This is a genomic window from Phycicoccus mangrovi, from assembly GCF_018729305.1.
Lineage (GTDB): Bacteria > Actinomycetota > Actinomycetes > Actinomycetales > Dermatophilaceae > Phycicoccus > Phycicoccus jejuensis.
This window is the reverse complement of record NZ_JAHHWP010000015.1, coordinates 88,015-102,428: the sequence shown is the minus strand read 5'-3', so window position 1 is coordinate 102,428 and position 14,414 is coordinate 88,015. Positions and strand designations below refer to the sequence as shown.

The 14,414-nt window shown below is 73.6% G+C and carries 14 protein-coding genes; 3 read left to right on the top strand and 11 right to left on the bottom strand.

Annotated features, from left to right (window positions below):
• Positions 1-32: 32 nt before the first annotated feature.
• Positions 33-1,037, top strand: coding sequence for an SMP-30/gluconolactonase/LRE family protein (locus KMZ30_RS13930; RefSeq protein ID WP_226902531.1), 1,005 nt, complete (start codon positions 33-35; stop codon positions 1,035-1,037).
• A 95-nt stretch (positions 1,038-1,132) separates the two neighbouring features.
• Here the strand turns inward: KMZ30_RS13930 and KMZ30_RS13925 are convergent, their stop codons facing one another.
• The 5 genes from KMZ30_RS13925 to KMZ30_RS13905 form a co-directional block, all read right to left on the bottom strand.
• Positions 1,133-1,594: a heat shock protein transcriptional repressor HspR gene (locus KMZ30_RS13925; RefSeq protein ID WP_215513052.1), complete on the bottom strand. Its 462-nt coding sequence runs from the start codon at positions 1,592-1,594 to the stop codon at positions 1,133-1,135.
• A gap of 14 nt (positions 1,595-1,608) precedes the next feature.
• On the bottom strand, positions 1,609-2,646 hold the full coding sequence (locus tag KMZ30_RS13920; protein WP_215513053.1) for a DnaJ C-terminal domain-containing protein: 1,038 nt from the start codon (positions 2,644-2,646) through the stop codon (positions 1,609-1,611).
• A 22-nt stretch (positions 2,647-2,668) separates the two neighbouring features.
• Entirely contained in the window at positions 2,669-3,286 is a 618-nt protein-coding gene (gene grpE, locus KMZ30_RS13915; RefSeq protein ID WP_308279754.1) for a nucleotide exchange factor GrpE, read from the bottom strand.
• Positions 3,283-5,172 carry a molecular chaperone DnaK gene (gene dnaK, locus KMZ30_RS13910; protein ID WP_215513054.1) on the bottom strand — a complete coding sequence of 630 codons (1,890 nt, stop codon included), beginning with the start codon at positions 5,170-5,172 and terminating at the stop codon, positions 3,283-3,285. The genes grpE and dnaK overlap by 4 nt, the downstream gene beginning before the upstream one ends.
• A gap of 327 nt (positions 5,173-5,499) precedes the next feature.
• Complete coding sequence (locus KMZ30_RS13905; protein WP_215513055.1) at positions 5,500-6,651, bottom strand: DUF3892 domain-containing protein; 1,152 nt, start codon at positions 6,649-6,651, stop codon at positions 5,500-5,502.
• 123 nt (positions 6,652-6,774) lie between these two features.
• Here KMZ30_RS13905 and KMZ30_RS13900 point away from each other — a divergent pair, with 123 nt between their 5' ends.
• Positions 6,775-7,017 carry a DUF3072 domain-containing protein gene (locus KMZ30_RS13900; protein ID WP_215513056.1) on the top strand — a complete coding sequence of 81 codons (243 nt, stop codon included), beginning with the start codon at positions 6,775-6,777 and terminating at the stop codon, positions 7,015-7,017.
• A 24-nt stretch (positions 7,018-7,041) separates the two neighbouring features.
• Here KMZ30_RS13900 and KMZ30_RS13895 read toward each other — a convergent pair whose 3' ends face one another.
• Both KMZ30_RS13895 and KMZ30_RS13890 read right to left on the bottom strand, forming a co-directional pair.
• Positions 7,042-8,031 (bottom strand): LLM class F420-dependent oxidoreductase, encoded by a 990-nt coding sequence (locus KMZ30_RS13895; RefSeq protein ID WP_215513057.1) that lies wholly within the window; start codon positions 8,029-8,031, stop codon positions 7,042-7,044.
• A gap of 39 nt (positions 8,032-8,070) precedes the next feature.
• Entirely contained in the window at positions 8,071-9,681 is a 1,611-nt protein-coding gene (locus KMZ30_RS13890) for an HNH endonuclease signature motif containing protein (protein WP_215513058.1), read from the bottom strand.
• A 238-nt stretch (positions 9,682-9,919) separates the two neighbouring features.
• On the opposite strand from KMZ30_RS13890, the gene KMZ30_RS13885 reads away from it, so the two are divergent.
• Positions 9,920-10,933: a hypothetical protein gene (locus KMZ30_RS13885; RefSeq protein ID WP_215513059.1), complete on the top strand. Its 1,014-nt coding sequence runs from the start codon at positions 9,920-9,922 to the stop codon at positions 10,931-10,933.
• A gap of 58 nt (positions 10,934-10,991) precedes the next feature.
• Here KMZ30_RS13885 and KMZ30_RS13880 read toward each other — a convergent pair whose 3' ends face one another.
• Genes KMZ30_RS13880 through KMZ30_RS13865 form a run of 4 tightly spaced genes read right to left on the bottom strand, consistent with a single transcriptional unit; the run spans position 10,992 to position 14,413 of the window.
• Complete coding sequence (locus KMZ30_RS13880; RefSeq protein ID WP_215513060.1) at positions 10,992-11,687, bottom strand: nucleoside/nucleotide kinase family protein; 696 nt, start codon at positions 11,685-11,687, stop codon at positions 10,992-10,994.
• A 7-nt stretch (positions 11,688-11,694) separates the two neighbouring features.
• Positions 11,695-12,573 carry a sugar phosphate isomerase/epimerase family protein gene (locus KMZ30_RS13875; RefSeq protein ID WP_030526381.1) on the bottom strand — a complete coding sequence of 293 codons (879 nt, stop codon included), beginning with the start codon at positions 12,571-12,573 and terminating at the stop codon, positions 11,695-11,697.
• Complete coding sequence (locus KMZ30_RS22385; RefSeq protein ID WP_308279755.1) at positions 12,570-13,415, bottom strand: ATP-binding cassette domain-containing protein; 846 nt, start codon at positions 13,413-13,415, stop codon at positions 12,570-12,572. The genes KMZ30_RS13875 and KMZ30_RS22385 overlap by 4 nt, the downstream gene beginning before the upstream one ends.
• Positions 13,412-14,413 carry an ABC transporter permease gene (locus KMZ30_RS13865; RefSeq protein WP_215513061.1) on the bottom strand — a complete coding sequence of 334 codons (1,002 nt, stop codon included), beginning with the start codon at positions 14,411-14,413 and terminating at the stop codon, positions 13,412-13,414. The genes KMZ30_RS22385 and KMZ30_RS13865 overlap by 4 nt, the downstream gene beginning before the upstream one ends.
• Position 14,414 lies beyond the last annotated feature (1 nt).

Sequence of the window (14,414 nt, the reverse complement as noted above, 5' to 3'; positions counted from 1 at the left end):
GCGCGACCGGGCCACCGTGGACCATGGACACCTTGACGCAGCCCGCCCGCCCGACGACCTCCCTCACCCGCCGCTCGGCGCTGACCGCGGGCGCGGTCGGCGTCCTCGGCGCCACCGGCCTCTCCCTCGCCCCGTCCGCCGCAGCCGACGGTCGCCACCACGGCGGTCGCCTCCCCGAGACCGTCCGGCTACCGGACGGCATCCAGCCCGAGGGCATCACCTCCGGCCCCGGCACGACCTACTACGTCGGCTCGCTCAACGACGGCCGCATCGTCTCGGGCGACCTGCGCCGCGGGACGAGCCGCGTCCTCCTGCCCGGCGCCACGGGACGCCAGCTGCGCGGCCTGCGGTGGGACGCGCGCTCCGGGCTGGTCTGGGCGGTCGGCAACGTCGGCACCGAGGCGCACGTCTGGGCCGTCGACGGCCGGCGCGGCACCGTCGTCGCCGACGTCGTCGTGCCGGGAGGCGGGTTCCTCAACGACCTCGACGTCACCCGGGACGCGGTGTGGGTCACCGACTCGCGCGTCGACCGGCTCACCGTCATCCGGCTCGGGCGCAACGGCCGGCCCGTCCGCGGCGCGACCCCGCGCTTCGTGCCGCTCGGCGGTGACTGGCCGGGCTACGACGGGACGAACCTCGCGGCCAACGGCATCCGCGCCCTCGACGGGTGCAGCGCCGTGCTCGACCACAGCACCGCCGGCGGGCTCTGGGTCGTCGACACCCGCACCGGCCGCGTCCGCGAGGTCGACGTGCAGGGCGGTCCGGGCATCACCGGCGGCGACGGCATCGAGCGCTCCGGCTCGACGCTCTACGTCGTGCGCGGCTCGGGCCAGGCCGAGGTGTCGGTGCTGAAGCTCGGTCGTAACCGCCGCGGATGGGTCGCGCGCTGGCGCGGCGCCCTGACCGACGAGACGCTCGACGTGCCCTCGACCGCGACGCTCGCGGGCGGCGCGCTGTGGGCCGTCAACGCGCGCTTCGGGGTCGCCTCACCGGCGACCGCCTCATACTGGATCACGCGCCTGCCGGCCCGCCGCTGACGCCACCCCATCCGACTTCCTGCGAGTTCGCCCGCTCGACACGCCGATCCACGGCGTGTCGAGCGGCGCAGCTCGCAAGAAGTCGGGGGGAAGGATCAGGGGCGCTGGGGGCCACGCCAGACGACGAGGGCCTGGCTGCGCGCGGCGGAGCGAGGGCGCTCACCGAGCCGCGCCGCGTAGACGTCGCCCGCCGGGCTGACCGAGAAGACCCGGGTCGTCCGCCCGCTGCCGGCCTCGAGCGCCTCGACCTGCGCGCTCAGCTCGGCGACCCGGGCGCGCAGGGCATCGACCTGGTTCTCGAGCTCGAGGATGCGGGCGATGCCGGCGAGCGAGACGCCCTCGTCCTGCGAGAGCCGCTGCACCTCGCGCAGCAGTGCGACGTCGCGCTGGCTGTAGCGACGCCCGCCGCCCTTGGTGCGCGAGGGCGTGACGAGACCCATCCGGTCGTACTGCCGCAGGGTCTGCGCGTGCATCCCGGCGAGCTCGGCCGCGACCGAGATGACGAACACGGGGGTGTCGTCGTCGGGGCCGAACGCGGTGACGTCGAGACGGGCCATCGGTGCACCTCCGGTCAGGTCGCGGCCTGCTGGAACAGGGTGGCGCGGGGGTCGGCGCCGGCCTCGGCGTCGCGCAGGGTCTCGACGGCGGCGCGGGCCTCGTCGGTGAGCCGCTGCGGGACGACGACCTGGACGCGGGCCAGGAGGTCACCGGTGCCGTGCCGCCCGGCGACGCCGCGGCCCTTGACCCGCAGCACGCGCCCGCTCGGGGTGCCCGGCGCGACCTTGACGCGCACCGGGGTGCCGTCGAGCGTCGGCACGGCGACGGTCGCCCCGAGGGCGGCCTCGGCGAAGGTGACCGGCAGGTCGACGGTCAGGTGGTCGCCGTCGCGCCCGAAGACCGGGTGCTTCTCGACGCTCACCGTGAGGATGAGGTCGCCCTTGGCGGCGCCGGGGTCGCCCTCGCCGCCCTTGCCGCGCACGCGGATCTTCTGGCCGTCGCGCACGCCGGCGGGGATCTTCGTCGTGACGCGCGCGCCGTCGGCCGTCGTCAGCGTGACCGTCGAGCCCTCGACGGCGTCGCGGAACCCCAGCGTCGTGCGGGCGTTGACGTCGGCACCCGGCCGGGGACCGCGCGCCCCGCGGAAGCCGCTCGCGAACGGGTCACCGCCGCGGGCACCACCGGCCCCGCCGCCGAACATCTGCGAGAGCAGGTCGTTGATGTCCTCGCCGCCGGGCTGGCCCTGACCCGGGCCGCCGGAGGAGAAGCGGACCCGGCTGCCACCGGCCCCACCGCCCCCGAAGGCGCTGAAGATGTCCTCGAACCCGCTCGCCCCACCGGGGCCGCCGGCCCCGGCGCGGAAACGGGCGCCGCCGCCGGCCATCGACCGGACGGCGTCGTACTCCTGGCGCTGCTTGGGGTCGGAGAGGACGGCGTGCGCCTCCCCGACGTCCTTGAAGCGCTGCTCGGCGGCGGCGTCCCCGGCGTTGCGGTCGGGGTGGTGCTGCTTCGCGAGCTTGCGGTAGGCCTTCTTGATCGCCGCCGCGTCGGCGTCCTTCGGGACGCCGAGGATGGCGTAGAAGTCCTTCTCGAACCAGTCCTGGCTGGCCATCGGCGCCTCCTTCCGGTCGCTGTCAGTCGGGGTCGGCGACCGCGACGCGGGCAGGACGCAGGACCTGCTCACCGGCACGGTAGCCGGGCTGGAGGACGGTGACGACGGTCGTCGCGCTCGCGCCGCTCGGGAGCTCGTCGTCGCCGGCCGGCCACGGGGCGTGCATGAGCGCCTCGTGCAGCTGCGGGTCGAACTCCTCGCCCTTGGTCCCGAACCGCTCGAGCCCGTAGCGCCCGAGGGTGCCCTCGAGCTTGTCGGCGATGGCCGCGAACGGCCCGACGAGGTCGCCGTGCTCGCGCGCGGCGTGGATGTCGTCGAGGACGGCGAGCATCGACTCGAGGACGTCGTGCACCGCACGCTCCTGGACGACGGCGCGGTCGCGGTCGACGCGGCGCTTGTAGTTGACGTACTCGGCCTGGAGGCGCTGGAGGTCGGCGAGGCGCTCGGCCGCGAGGACCGTGTCGGGGTGGCCCTCGCCGGCGGGCGCGGCACCCTCGGCCGGGGCCTCGGCGGGCTCGCCCGCGGGCACCCCGCCGGGGGCGGCGGCCCCGGACTGCGCCGGGGCCGCCTCCTCACCGCGCTGCGGCTCGTCGTTGACCGCCTCGGTGTTCACCGAGTCGTCCATCGAGGAGTCGGTCACTTCTTCTCCTCGTCGTCCTCGACGACCTCGGCGTCGACGACGTCGTCGTCCGAGGCGCCGGTGGTGCTGCCGTCCGTGGACTCGGCACCGGGCACGTCGCCCGACTCGCCCTGCTCGGCGGCCGCGGCGTAGACGGCCGCGCCCATCTCCTGGGAGACCTTGTTGAGCTGGTCGATCTTGGCCTGGATGTCCTCGGTCGAGGCACCGCTGTCGGCCTTGATGGCGTCCTTGAGCTCGGCGAGGGCCGCGTCGACGGGGGCGCGGTGCTCGTCCGAGACCTTGTCACCGGACTCCGAGAGGAACTTCTCGGTCGAGAACACGAGGGTCTCGCCCATGTTGCGGGTCTCGGTCTCGGCGCGGCGCTTCTTGTCCTCCTCGGCGTGCGCCTCGGCGTCCTTGACCATCCGCTCGATCTCCTCCTTCGACAGCGCGGAGCCGCCGGAGATGGTGATCTTCTGCTCCTTGCCGGTGCCCCGGTCCTTCGCGGAGACGTTGACGATGCCGTTGGCGTCGATGTCGAAGGTGACCTCGACCTGCGGCACGCCGCGCGGCGCCGGTGCGATGCCGGAGAGCTCGAAGGTGCCGAGCGGCTTGTTCTGCTGCGCGATCTCGCGCTCGCCCTGGAAGACCTGGATGAGCACCGACGGCTGGTTGTCCTCGGCCGTCGAGAAGACCTCGCTGCGCTTGGTCGGGATGGCCGTGTTGCGCTCGATGAGCTTGGTGAACAGGCCACCCTTGGTCTCGATGCCGAGCGAGAGCGGCGTGACGTCGATGAGGAGGACGTCCTTGCGCTCGCCCTTGAGGACACCGGCCTGGAGGGACGCGCCGAGGGCGACGACCTCGTCCGGGTTGACGCCCTTGTTGGGCTCCTTGCCGCCGGTCAGCTCCTTGACGAGGGCGCTGACGGCCGGCATGCGGGTCGAGCCACCGACGAGGACGACGTGGTCGATCTCGCCGACGGAGATGCCGGCGTCCTTGATGACGTTCTGGAACGGCTGCTTCGTGCGGTCGAGCAGGTCCTTGGTCATCTGCTCGAACTGGGCGCGGGTCAGCGTCTCGTCGAGGTGGATCGGGCCGTTCTCGGACATCGAGAGGTACTGGAGGGAGATGTTCGTCGAGCTGGCCGACGAGAGCTCCTTCTTCGCCTGCTCCGCCGCGTCGCGCAGACGCTGCATCGCGATCTTGTCCTTGGACAGGTCGACGCCCGAGGTGTTCTTGACGGTCGTCAGCAGGTGCCCCACGACGCGCTCGTCCCAGTCGTCACCACCGAGCTGGTTGTCACCCGAGGTCGCCTTGACCTGGATGGTCGCGAAGCCGTCGTCGGGGTCCTTGCCGACCTCGAGGAGGGACACGTCGAAGGTGCCGCCACCGAGGTCGAAGACGAGGATGAGCTCGTCCTCCTTGCCCTTGTCCAGGCCGTACGCGAGCGCCGCCGCGGTCGGCTCGTTGACGATGCGCAGGACGTTGAGGCCCGCGATCTCACCGGCCTCCTTCGTGGCCTGGCGCTCGTGGTCGTCGAAGTACGCCGGCACGGTGATCACGGCGTCGGTGACGGTCTCGCCGAGGTAGGACTCGGCGTCGCGCTTGAGCTTCTGGAGGATGCGCGCGCTGATCTCCTGCGCGTTGTACGTCTTGCCGTCGACGTCGTCGGAGGCCCAGTCGGTGCCCATGTGGCGCTTGACGGAGCGGATCGTCCGGTCGGCGTTGGTCACGGCCTGGCGCTTGGCGATCTCGCCGACGAGGACCTCACCGCCCTTGGAGAAGGCGACGACGGAGGGGGTGGTACGACCGCCCTCGGCGTTCGCGATGATGGTGGGCTCGCCACCCTCGAGGACGGCGACGGCACTGTTGGTGGTGCCGAGGTCGATGCCGACTGCACGTGCCATGTGTGGTGCTCCTTGGTGTGGTGCTGGGCCGGGGCGGTGCGCCCACGGACCGGGTTGAGTCGTTGTCACTCAAGTTAGCCCCACCGACCATCCTGCACAAATCGATGGGACGAAACTTGCGTCGAGCAGGCTCAACCCTCGACAGGGTCCGGATGTTCCCGCCGAGCAGGACCCCGGCGGATAAGCCCGCACGTGCGGGGTTATCGCTGTCCTAGGGCCGTTCCCACCACGAAAAGCCCGCACGTGCGCGGTTGTCGCCGTCCCGGGCCCGTCCCCACCACGAAAAGCCCGCACGTGCGGGCTGTCCGTGGGCGCTGCGGCCGCGGGTCAGGGCGCCGGGCGGGTGTGCCGGATGGCCACCGTGCACGGGGGGAGCTTTGAGAGGTTGTTAGTCGGGTCGGCGTCCGCGACCGTCGCCAGGTAGGGGAAGTAGGGGTTGTCCTCGTTCTCGGTCGTCACGACGTCGGCCTCGGTACCGGTCTCGCCGCGCACGAAGAACGTGTGCCTGCCGGCGCGCAGCAGGTCCATCACCCGGCTCTTCGACATCGCCCACGGGCTGCCGTCCGGCAGCGTCCCGCCGACGGTGCTGATGAAGGGCTTGCGCCCGGCCCGCTGGATGCCGGTCACCTGCCACCGCCCCGGCGGCAGGGTGTCCGCCACCGGGACCCAGTACTCCTCGATCGGCTGCCAGACGTGCCCGTGGAGGGCGTAGTTGTAGGTCGAGGCCTCGCGGTGCCCCGCCCCGTGGTCGTAGATCAGCTCGTCGACGGCGAGGCGGCGGTGGGTGTCGCTCGCCGCGATCTCGTCCTGGCTCCACGAGCGGACGACGATGCCCTGGAAGTCGTCCGGGTCGGAGGCCTCGATCACCGCCGCCGGGAAGCTCAGCTCGCGCACGATCGCGGCGATCGCCACGTCCTGTGCGTAGCGGTTCAGCCGGTCGACGACGCGCTTCATCCGCTGCTGGAGGTACTCGGTGGCGACGTCCTGCGCCGTGCGGCCCGCGGCGAGCCCGCGCAGGATCTTCGCCCCGACGCCGTCGAGGTCGAGGTCCGCGACCGCCTCGGCCAGCTCGGTGCGCAGCAGGTCGACGACCTTCCCGTGCGCGGCTTCGGCGCCCTCGTCGGAGGTCATGTCCTCCTCGAGCAGGATCGCGACGAGCACGAGCCGGCCCGGCACCTCGACCCGGTGCCCGGCCGCCGTGATGACGATGGGCTCGAGCGTGGTGTCGTGGTGGCCGACCGCGGCCGGCACGGTCCGGTTCTCGCCGATGCCCACCGGCCCGCCCAGGCTGCCGTGGCTGCCCGGCGAGGACCAGACGCCGGGAGCCCCGTCGAGCGACGGCGCGTCCGGCCGATGCGTGATGGTGCGGCCGTCGAGGGTCACGACGACGGTCCACAGGTACGGCTCGCTGTCGCTCTCGTCGGCGCCGTGGTAGCAGAAGAGCTTCTCCAGGCGGAGGCGGACGGGGATGGTGGCCATGGCGTCTCCCGGGTGCGTGGGTGGTCACGCGGCAGGAGGCGACGCCGCGCCCGGGTGATACACGGACCCCGTGGGTCGGTCACGGCGGGTCGACCTGTCGGACCCGGTCCGTAGCGTGCAGGGATGAGCACCCAGGACCAGAACCCCGACCCGACCGACCCGATCCAGGACCCCCAGGACGCCACGAAGCCGCCGGAGCAGTGGGCGACCGGTGACGAGCCCGCCACCGGCCCCCAGCTGAGCTACCTCTCCACCCTCGCCCGCGAGGCCGGGCGCGAGGTGCCGGAGAACCTGACCAAGGCGCACGCCTCCGAGCTCATCGACGAGCTGCAGGGCGCCTCGCCGCGGGTCGAGCCCGAGGCCTGACCCGCGCGGCGCCCCGCGGGCGGGTCAGCGCGACTGCACGAGGGGCGCCAGCGCCTCGGCCATCATCGAGACGACCCCCGGCTCGTGGCCGTTGGCGACCATGTTGACGATCAGCCCGTCCACGCCGTGGTCGAGCACCCGCTCCTGCAGCTGCCCGGCCACCTCCTCGGGCGTGCCGGCGAACTGCCGGTCGGTCGCGGCACGGCGCTCGTCCTCGTCCATCGCGTCGAGGTCGACGCCGCGGGCAGCGAGGAAGTCCCGGTGCATGCGGCGCGCGGCGTCGCCGTCCTCGGCCATCATGACGAAGGCCAGGTAGCTGGTCTCGAGCGTCGAGCGCTCGCGCCCCTCCTCCTCGCACCGCGCGGCGAGGGCCTCGAGCTTGCGGGGGATCTCGGTCGCGTTGCAGATGAGGTTGAGGTGCGCCGCGTGGCGGGCCGCGTACTTGAACGTCTTCCGCTCTCCCCCACCGCCGAGGAGGATGGGCAGGTCGTCACGCAGCCGCGGCTCGTTCATCGCCGACTCCGTGCGGTACCACTCGCCGGAGACCGTCGGCCGCTCGCCGCGCAGCATCGGCTCGAGGATCGACAGCGCCTCCTCGAGCCGCTGGAACCGGTCGGTGAAGGTGCCGAACTCGAAGCCCAGCTGCCGGTGCTCGAGCTCGAACCAGCCGGCGCCAAGGCCCAGCACCGCGCGGCCGCCGCTCACGAGGTCGAGGGTCGTCACCTCCTTCGCGAGCAGCGTCGGGTTGCGGTAGGTGTTGCCGGTGACGAGCGTCGAGAGCTGCACCCGCTCGGTGGCCGTCGCGAGCGCGCCGAGCAGCGTGTAGGCCTCGAGCATCGGCTGGTCCGGCTCGCCGATGCCGGGCAGCTGGTAGAAGTGGTCCATCACGAGGACGGCGTCGACGCCCGCGGCGTCCGCCTCCTGCGCCTGCTGGACCACGGTCGGCACGATGCGCGCGGGCTCGCCCCCGGGGTAGGTGAAGTTCGGGATCTGGTAGCCGAGGCGGATGCTCATCCTCGGGACGGTACGCCCGTGCAGGGCCCACGGGGCGGCTCAGAACGGGGGTGACGCGGGCGGCGTCGAGCGGCGCCGCCGGTGGTGCGGTGCGAGGTCGACGACGAGCGGGCGCGGAGGTCGGCCGCGGGGGCGGTGGATCTCGACGCCGCAGCCACGCGACGGCTGCGGCGGACCACCGTGCTCGAGCCGGTGCTCGAGGGCGGAGTGGCGTGCGTCGCTCGGCGCCGCACCGGGCGGGCGCGGTGGCGGGTCGGCGTCCAACCCGGTGTCGGGCAGGACGACCGGCCGATGGTCGAGGGGTTCGGTGGTGCGCCGACGCCCGGCGGGGTCGACCCAGGTCGTCGTCGCGTCCGGGTGGAGAGTCACCGCCCAGCCGGGCCGCTGCTTGGTGCGGTGGTGCCGCCGGCACAGGCACACGAGGTTGGACGCCGCCGTCGGTCCGGCCGGCCAGGCCACGACGTGGTCGAGGTCGCAGAACCGGGCGGCGACGTGGCAGCCGGGGAAGCGGCAGCGTCCGTCCCGCGCCCGCACCAGCCGGACGAGCACGGCCCCCGGCCGGTAGGCGTCAGCGCCGGTGTCGCCGACCGGCACGAGGGCACCGCTCGAGGAGTCGACGACGACCCGCCCGAGGTGGTCGGCGCGGGAAGAGGTGGCGGCCACGGCGCGCTCCAGCCAGTCGCGGGCGACGAGGACGGGCTCGCCGGGCGCTGCGCCGTGCACGGCCACGAGGTCATCCGGTCGCCTGTCGGCTGCCGACCGCGCCGGCCGGACCTCGTCGTCAGGGGCGCCGCCCGGGACGACCGTCACGACGTGGACCCGGAGGTCGATCGTCGCACTGCCGGTCACGAGGTCGGTGAGCGCACGGGCCCGCGCCCGGTCGATGCCCTCGCACGAACCGTCGGCGACGAGCCGCTGTGCCAGCGCGTCGATGGTGGCCCACGCGCGGCAGGCCTCCTCGGAGGGGAAGGTGCCGAGCCAGGTGTCGGTGCCCGGCTCGTCGACCCACCGACGCAGCGACGACGCGGCACGGGCCCGGACCGCCCTCTGCCGCAGGAGGTCCGGTGAGATGCGGGCCAGCACCCGCCGCACCCGACGGCGCAGGCGCGGCGCGTCCTCGACGCCGAGGTACGCGTCGACGGCCTCGAGCACGGTGGAGGCGACCTGCGCCGGGACCTCCTCGAGCTCGTGGGCGACGACACCCGCGCGGTAGCCGTCCAGGCGCCCCTGCGCCATGGCGAGGTGGAGCGCGCCGAGACCGGTCTCCGTGCCGGTCCCCTCGGGCCCGTCGGCGACCCGGCGGACGGCGTCGCGCACCCAGCGCTCGGCGTGGACGGCCGTCATCCCGAGCACCCCGGAGACGATCGACGGCGCGTCGAGCGAGACGTGGCCGGGGGCGCGGTGGGTCTCGACGAGCTCGCCGGTCTCGAGGACGAGCGGCTCGATCGCCGCGAGACGGACGGCCACCTCCGCCTCGGCCGCCTCGACGACGTCGGCCAGCGCCCGGAGCTCGCCGAGGGCGGTGGCCCACTCCTCGCACGACCCAAGAGAGTCCGCCGGGGAGAGGACCGCGCCCACCAGCCGTCGCGCCCTGCGCGCCGCCTCGACGACGTCGTCGGGACCCGGCCGGCCCGTGCTGGTGGATGGCATCCGCTCCCCCTCCCCTCGCGCTCCATCGTACCGCCGAGAGCCTTCTCGAACAAGGGTTCGACCGACCGGAATCGGCTGCGCTACAGGATTTTTGGGCCCGCACACCTCGCCGGACCGGCACCGGTCAGGAGCCCTGGGACCCGGGGAGCGCTCCCCATGTCGTGGAGGGGTCGGGGGGCCTACAGTCGGCCGCACGGCGGCGCACCGGCACCGCCCGACGAGGGGAGACCACACGACCATGGCACGACTGAAGACCCTGGCCGCCACCCTGGCGGCCGTGACGCTCGGCGGGCTCGTCACCGTCGCGACGCCGAGCGCGGCCGTCGCGGAGGACGCGATGTGCCGCACCACCACGGGCAGCTCGGACTTCTACCCGGGCCCGTCCGCGAGCGCGACCTACGACGAGACCTTCCACAACAGCGTCGCGATCCCGGCCGGCCTGCTCGACGGTCGCTACGTGCCGCAGGGCCTCGCCTACTGGAACGACTTCCGCGGCACCGACGACGTCCTCCTCATCTCGGCGTACCACGACGACAACGGCAACGGGACGCCCGACGGTCCGAGTGCGGTCTTCGGCGTGTGGCTGAGCGGCCCCGACCGCGGCGAGAGCCTGGGCCGGATGCTCATCCCCACCACCCACGCGGGCGGCATCGCCGTCGCGGGCGGCCACGTGTACGTCGGCGGCGAGGGCATCGTCCGCTACTGGTCGGCGTCCGGCGTGAGGTCGGTCCTGCTGGCGGCCAACAACAACCACACCTACACCCCGAAGGACGACCAGAACGTGGCGGGCAAGGCCTCGTTCCTCGGCACCCAGGGCGGCTACGTGTGGACCGGGGACTTCTCCGAGACGAGCCACCAGAGCATGTGGCGCTACCGGCCGAACAGCGACGGGTCGCTCACCTACACGAGCACCAAGCGCACCGTCCCGGCCAAGACCCAGGGGATGACGACGGTCGGCTCGCGGTTCGTCTTCGCCACCTCCTACGGCCGCAACGACCGCGGCAACGTCTGGGTCCGCTCGACCGCGTCGGCCGGTGACATCACCGATGCCACGTCCTTCTGCATGCGGGCGCCGTCGATGATCGAGGGCCTCGCGTACGGGAGCTCGAACGGCAACGCCCACGTGTGGGCGCTCTACGAGAGCGGCGCGTACACCTACAACAAGGGCCTCGACGACCCCCGCAACCCAATCCGCAACATCCACTGGGCCGAGGGCTCGACGCTGGCCGGCCTTTACGGCCAGTCCGACTGAGCGAGAACCCCACCCGCACGGCGACGCCGGCCCCGCTCGGGGCCGGCGTCGCTCCGCGTCAGGCTCCGGACACCGACCATCCGCCGTCGGTGACGAGGACGACCCGGTCGGCCGCTCCGGCCCGCTCGCGCACGAGCTCGGCGTTGCGGTCGTCGACCGCCGCCACCCAGGCCGCGGCCTCCTCCGGCGACTTGCCGAACTCCACGTGCCGGGCCAGCAGCCGGCGGCGCCGCACCTCCTCGTCACCGTCGACGAACCACACGGCGTCGAGGGCCTCACGCGCCTCGCGCCAGTCGCCCTCGAGCAGAAGGTAGTTGCCCTCGGTGACGACGAGTCGCGTCCCGCCGGGCACGACCACGGCGCCGGCGATCGGCTGCTCGAGCACCCGCTCGAACCCCGGCGCGTAGACGTCGCGCTCGGGGTCCTCCCGCAGGCGGCGCAGCAGCGCCGCGTACCCGAGCGCGTCGAACGTGGCCGGGGCGCCCTTGCGGTCGCGCAGGCCGAGTCGCTCGAGCTGCACGTCCGCGAGGTGGTAGCCGTCCATCGGCACCTGAGCCACCCAGCCGTCCCCGTGCCGCCGGGCGAGCTCGGCGACGAGCGCCTCCGCGAGCGTCGACTTGCCCGCCCCCGGCACACCGGCGACGCCGAGCAGCGCCCGCCCGTCACCGGCCGACTCGACGAGGGTCTCGGCGAGGTCGGCGAGCTCGCCGAGACCCTGGTGGACGGTGTCGGACGGTCGGGGGCCGGCGCTCATCGGCCCATCATCGCGCGACGGCGGCGTGGGCCCGGTCCAGGCCCGCCGTGAGGAAGCCGTGCGCCTCCCGCGCGAGGTCGGTGCCGTCGGACCACAGGTTGCGCCAGATGGCCAGGTCGTTGCTCAGCCCCGGGGCGAGCACGGCCGACGAGAACGACTCGAAGGTCACCGGTCCGCGGTAGCCGATGTCGGCGAGCGCCCCGAAGAAGCCCTCGAAGTCGAGGTGGCCCGAGCCGAGGTAGCCGCGGTGGTTCTCGCCGACGTGGACGTAGCCGAGGCGGTCGCCGACCTCGCGCACGGGGTCGCTCATCGAGTCCTCCTCGATGTTCATGTGGTACGTGTCCAGGTGCACGACGACGTTGTCCGCGCCGATGTCGTCGGCGAGGCGCACCGCGTCGCGCGCCGTGTTGACGACGTTGGTCTCGTAGCGGTTGCACACCTCGAGCCCGAGCGTGACGCCGCGGGCGGCCGCGTCGACGGCGAGGTCCTTGAGGACGGCGACGACGTTGGCCCGGCCCTTCGCGGTGAGCGGCGCGGCCGCCTTGCCGAAGGCGCTGTACAGCGCACCGGTGAGGACGGTGCCGCCGATGTCGGCCGTCACCGCGAGCGACTCCTGGAGCAGCTCGGCGCCGCGGGAGACGACGGCCGGGTCCTCGCTCGAGACGTCGGCGTCCGGCGCGAGCCCCCGCGAGCAGGCGGCCTGCAGCCCGTGGGCCTCGAGGGCGGCCCGGGTGGCCGCGCGGTCGAGGTTGACCGAGTCGTGCAGCGAGAACTCGAGGAGGTCGAAGCCGGTCGCAGCGGTGCGCTCGACGGCGGCGGCGACGGACTCCGGGGAGGTGTCACCGACCCAGACGAGGGCGTGGATGCCGAGGGGGTTCGCGGTCACGGGGTGGGTCCTTCCGTCGGGGAGGCCGCGCCGGCGGGCACGGTCTCGTGGTCGCCCGGGCGGGCGCCGGTGATGAGGCCGACGATCTCGTCGCCGTCGGTCTGCGCGGTGCGGCGGCCGGCGACGCAGCGCCCGGCCCGCATGACCCAGACGGCGTCGCTGAGCCGCAGCACCTGGGCGAAGTTGTGGCTGATGAGGACGATCGCGTGGCCCTGCGCGCGCAGGTCCTCGACGAGCCGCTCGACCTTGGCGGTCTCCTGGACACCGAGGGCGGCCGTCGGCTCGTCCATGATGATGAGCTTCGAGGCGAACCCGGCGGCCCGGCAGATGGCGACCGCCTGCCGCTGCCCACCGCTGAGGCGCCGCACCCGCGAGCCGACCGCGGGGACGTTGACCGCGAGGCCGGAGACCTTCTCGGCCGCGCCGGCGCGCATCGCCTTCCGGTCGAGGACGCGGAACGGCCCGACCCCGCGGGTCAGCTCGCGGTTGAGGTAGAGGTTCTGCCACACCGTGAGGTCCTCGACGAGCGCGAGGTTCTGGTGGACGGTCTCGATGCCCGCCTCCCGCGCGTCCTCGGGTGAGCGGAAGCCGGTGTCCGCGCCGTCGAACCGGATGGTGCCGGCGTCGGGGCGGTGGATCCCGCTGATGCAGCGGATGAGCGTGCTCTTGCCGGCGCCGTTGTCGCCGACGATCGCGGTGACCTCGCCCCGGCGGGCGTGCATCGTCACGTCGCGCAGCGCACGGACCTGGCCGAACGAGAGGCTGACGTCGCGGACGTCGAGGAGCGCGTCGGCGGGGACGTCGTGGGCGAGGGGTGTCCCCGCGGTCTGGGTGCTGGTCACTTCTGGAACCTCGTGAGGAAGGCCGCCGCGACGACGACGACGCCGACGGACAGGGGCTGGTAGAACTGCGAGACCCCGAGCAGGGTCAGGCCGTTGACGAGCGCCGTGAGCAGGAGCGCGCCGATGACCGGCCCGAGCACCGTGGCCCGTCCGCCGAAGAGGCTGACCCCGCCGAGGACGACCGCCGCGACGCTGTTGAGCAGGAAGGCCGTGTTGGCCGCCGGCTCGGCGGCGCCGACCCGGGCGACGAGGAGCACGGCCCCGACCCCGGCGAGCAGGCCGGCGATGACGTAGACGGCCGTCTTGACCCGGGCGGTGCGCACGCCGGTGGCGTTGGCCGCCTCGGCGTTGCCCCCCGTCGCGAGGACGTGGGTGCCGAACCGGGTGTGGAACAGGACCACGTGGGCGACGACGGCGATGACCGCCGCGACGACCACCGAGTAGCCGATGATCCCGACGGACCCGGTCGACAGGCGCAGCAGCGGCGCGCTGATGATCGTCGCCGGCTTGCCGTCGGAGAGGACCAGCGCCAGCCCGGAGGCCGCGGAGAGCGACCCGAGGGTGACGATGAAGTCGGTGATCTTGCCGCGGGCGACGAGCAGGCCGTTCGCGAGCCCGACGAGGCCGCCGGCGACGACGGCCGCGACGACCGCGGGCAGCAGGCCGGCGCCGGAGGTGAAGACGATCCCGAGGACGACGGCCGCGAGGGTCATCGTCGAGGCGATCGAGAGGTCGATCCCGCTCGTCGCGACGACGAAGGTCTGGCCCACGGCGAGGACGACGAGGATCGCGGCCGCGACGAGCATCGACTGGATGTTGCCCGCGCTGAGGAAGGTCGGGTTGAGCGCCTGGAAGACGACGACGAGGACGACGAGCCCGACGAGCGCGGCCCAGTCGGCCCAGTTCGCGACGTCGCGCCAGCCGGTGCGGGGGCGGGGGCCCGACTCGTCCGCCGGCGCGGCGGACGAGGGGGCGGTGGACGAGGCGGCGGGGGTCACG

Excerpts from the sequence above, each read along its gene's own strand:
- KMZ30_RS13925 (WP_215513052.1), bottom strand. The coding sequence starts at position 1,594 with ATGGCCCGTCTCGACGTCACCGCGTTCGGCCCCGACGACGACACCCCC.
- KMZ30_RS13920 (WP_215513053.1), bottom strand. The coding sequence starts at position 2,646 with ATGGCCAGCCAGGACTGGTTCGAGAAGGACTTCTACGCCATCCTCGGC.
- dnaK (WP_215513054.1), bottom strand. The coding sequence starts at position 5,172 with ATGGCACGTGCAGTCGGCATCGACCTCGGCACCACCAACAGTGCCGTC.
- KMZ30_RS13905 (WP_215513055.1), bottom strand. The coding sequence starts at position 6,651 with ATGGCCACCATCCCCGTCCGCCTCCGCCTGGAGAAGCTCTTCTGCTAC.
- KMZ30_RS13900 (WP_215513056.1), top strand. The coding sequence starts at position 6,775 with ATGAGCACCCAGGACCAGAACCCCGACCCGACCGACCCGATCCAGGAC.
- KMZ30_RS13895 (WP_215513057.1), bottom strand. The coding sequence starts at position 8,031 with ATGAGCATCCGCCTCGGCTACCAGATCCCGAACTTCACCTACCCCGGG.
- KMZ30_RS13890 (WP_215513058.1), bottom strand. The coding sequence starts at position 9,681 with ATGCCATCCACCAGCACGGGCCGGCCGGGTCCCGACGACGTCGTCGAG.
- KMZ30_RS13885 (WP_215513059.1), top strand. The coding sequence starts at position 9,920 with ATGGCACGACTGAAGACCCTGGCCGCCACCCTGGCGGCCGTGACGCTC.
- KMZ30_RS13880 (WP_215513060.1), bottom strand. The coding sequence starts at position 11,687 with ATGAGCGCCGGCCCCCGACCGTCCGACACCGTCCACCAGGGTCTCGGC.